Raw genomic sequence first — 2,620 nt, forward strand, 5'->3', positions numbered from 1 at the left:
AGAGGCCTCGTGGTGTGGTTCGCCCGGACCCTGCGGATCTCGAAGTCCATCGCACCCCTTGAACTGGGGTGTTGCAACGACTCCTAGAACCCAAGGAGTTCGGCAGGGGCCCACGGTGCAGAGACCTGTAGACGGCCGGGACCTGCCGTCGACGAGTGGCAGGCCGGCCGACATCGGCTACCGTCTGCCGCCGGTCCGACGGCCCGGCCTCACCTCAGGTGTCGGGTGAAGAACTGGGCCGCGGCGTCCCCGGCGAACTGCGGGACGCCGGTGTGCCCGCCCATGTTGGCGTGCAGGGACTTCTCCTTCGAGCCGAAGGCGTCGAACAGGTCCAGGGCCGCCTGCCGGTCGTTCCCTTCGTCGTCCCACTGCAGCAGGACATGCAGCGGAATGGTGACCTGCCGGGCCTCCTCGAACATGGAGCGAGGCACGAAACTTCCGGCGAACAGAACGGCGGCCGAGATGCGCGGCTCGACCACCGCCAGCCGGACGCCGATGGAGATCACTCCCCCCGAGTACGCGACCGGGCCGCCGATGTCAGGCAGCGCGAGGAGGGCGTCCAGGGCGGCCTGCCATTCCGGGACCGCCTTGTCGACCAGCGGGAGGACGAGGGCGTCGACGATCTCGTCGCCGACCGGCTCGCCGGCCTCCATCGCCCGGCGCAGGTCAGCGCGGGCCTGCTCCACGGCGGGCCAACGGGGCCGGTCGCCGCTTCCGGGGAGCTCGATGGTGGCCGTGGCGAAGCCATCCGCCGCGGCGTGCCGGGCCCGGGCCACCAGTCGGGGGTACATCCTGCGCAGTCCGAGGGGAGGGTGGCCGAGCAGGATCAGCGGCGCCGGTGCGGATGCGGATCCGGGCGTCCACAGGATGCCGGGGATCTCGCCGAGGGTGAACTCGCGTTCGAGGACACCGTCGTCGAAACGCTGTTCAGAAGTGAAGTGCATGGTCGTGCCTTTCGGGAGGGCTCAGATACGGCGCTCCCGGACGACCTATCGCCCGACCGTGACCCCGGAGGAGAGCACCCATGTGAATACTGCGTTCACGGGTACCACCTCCTCGTTCTCTCGCACGGCCTCCGAAAACATAGCAGCGGTCGCCTCGCCCACCAAACGGGTTTTTGCGGAGCGTTCTACCGGTCGCGCCGAAAGCCGGGCCTCGTCGGACGGCTGAGCGCCACGGCGGCCTGGACGGTGTTCGCCTGGTGCTCTGCCTGGCGGGCGACGGGCAGCCAGAGCGGCTGGAAGCGCTGCTGGTACTGGGCGCACCAGTCCTGGAGGAGGTGGTCGAGTCGGGTGGTGGCCGGTGTGGTGGGTGCCTTGGCCGCCTCGGCGGCGCGGCGGAGCAGCGCGACCGCGCGGACCGGGATCCGGTGGGCCCACAGTTCGATGCCGGCGAGTCTCGCCTCGGTCATGGGCGTCGGGTGGAGGAGGCGCTGTCCGGCGGCCTGCGGGTCCCACTCGTGGGCCAGTTGCCGCGATGCCGTCAGCGGCGTGCGCGCGGCCCGGAGCAGGGCGGTGTCGTCCAGGTGGGGCAGAACTTCGTCCATCAGGTCGGTGACCAGGCGTCCGCGCTCCCGGACCTGGCCGGCGCAGGCGGTCAGGCGCGCGTAGGGGTCGTCGGCCGGGCGGGTGTCCCCGAGGTGGGCGCTGGCCCAGACCGGCGTCTCGACGATGACCGTCTCGCCGCCGTAGCACTGGGGGGCGAACCAGGTGGTGGCGCGGACGCCTCCTGTCTCCTGCTGCTGGTCGGGGTGAGGTTGGCCGGGGTGAGGTTGGCCGGTGTCGGGTTGGCCGGCGTGAGGCTGGTCGGCGTGAGGTGGCGCCAGCATTCCGGTGCTGCTTTCCTGCTGGTCGATGTGGTGCGGCGCCATCATGAAGACGCCCGGGCCCGCTTCGCGCAGCCAGAAGGCGTCGTAGGGGCCGGTCTCGACCGGGATCCCGAGTCCGGCGGCGGATTTTGCGAACGGCTCGGCGAGGCCGGCCAGATCGCAGGTCGACTGGAGGAAGGTCCCGCCGACGTCGGCGCTGTGGAGGGAGAACTGGAGGGACGGCCGGAGGTCGTCGATCAGGTCGAGGAGGATCCGGCTCTCGGGCAGTCTCCCGCCGATCGCCGGCGCCCACTCGGGCTGTTCCTCGGCGGCGGGGCGGAAGTAGTGCTCGAAGTACTCGGGCAGGCTTCGGGTGCCGGCGCCGGCCTCTGCGAGGCGTGCCCCGTCGGGGTCGAGGCAGAGCAGAAAGTTCCAGGTCACCGCCTCGTGCAGAGACGGCTGCGCGAGGACCCGGTGGGCCAGTTCCACGATGCCGGCGCGGCCGGAGAACTCGTCGGCGTGCGCACCCGTCACGATCAGCACGCTGTCGGTGGCGGTGGCGCGGCCGATCGTCAGGAGCACCAGCGGCTGGCCGGCGCGGGAGGTTCCGGCGGTGCGCACGCGGCAGAGTTCCGGGTGCCTGGCGGCCAACAGGTGTGCTGTGTCGGCGAGTTCTTCCAGCGTGGGGTGCCGGTCGTGAAGCAGGATCGCCCTGCCGGCGCTGGTCGACGTATCGGTCAACATCGGTGCCCTCCCTTGTCTGCCCGCCAGTCTCGCGCCAACGGCGGCGGCCTGCACCTCATGGTGCAGGCC

Annotated in this window: 2 protein-coding genes; both read right to left on the bottom strand. The window is 71.3% G+C overall.

Features of this window, described 5'->3' with window-relative positions; all coding sequences use genetic code 11:
* Positions 1-209: 209 nt before the first annotated feature.
* Positions 210-944 (bottom strand): alpha/beta hydrolase, encoded by a 735-nt coding sequence (locus tag ACFV6I_RS38950; RefSeq protein WP_380430962.1) that lies wholly within the window; start codon positions 942-944, stop codon positions 210-212.
* Between the two features lie 185 nt (positions 945-1,129).
* Positions 1,130-2,551 carry a M14 family zinc carboxypeptidase gene (locus tag ACFV6I_RS38955; RefSeq protein ID WP_380430965.1) on the bottom strand — a complete coding sequence of 474 codons (1,422 nt, stop codon included), beginning with the start codon at positions 2,549-2,551 and terminating at the stop codon, positions 1,130-1,132.
* Positions 2,552-2,620 lie beyond the last annotated feature (69 nt).

It is taken from the genome of Kitasatospora sp. NPDC059803, from assembly GCF_042732255.1.
GTDB lineage: Bacteria > Actinomycetota > Actinomycetes > Streptomycetales > Streptomycetaceae > Kitasatospora.

Bases quoted from the DNA above. Each gene is read 5' to 3' on its own strand.
- ACFV6I_RS38950 (WP_380430962.1), bottom strand. From the start codon at position 944: ATGCACTTCACTTCTGAACAGCGTTTCGACGACGGTGTCCTCGAACGC.
- ACFV6I_RS38955 (WP_380430965.1), bottom strand. From the start codon at position 2,551: ATGTTGACCGATACGTCGACCAGCGCCGGCAGGGCGATCCTGCTTCAC.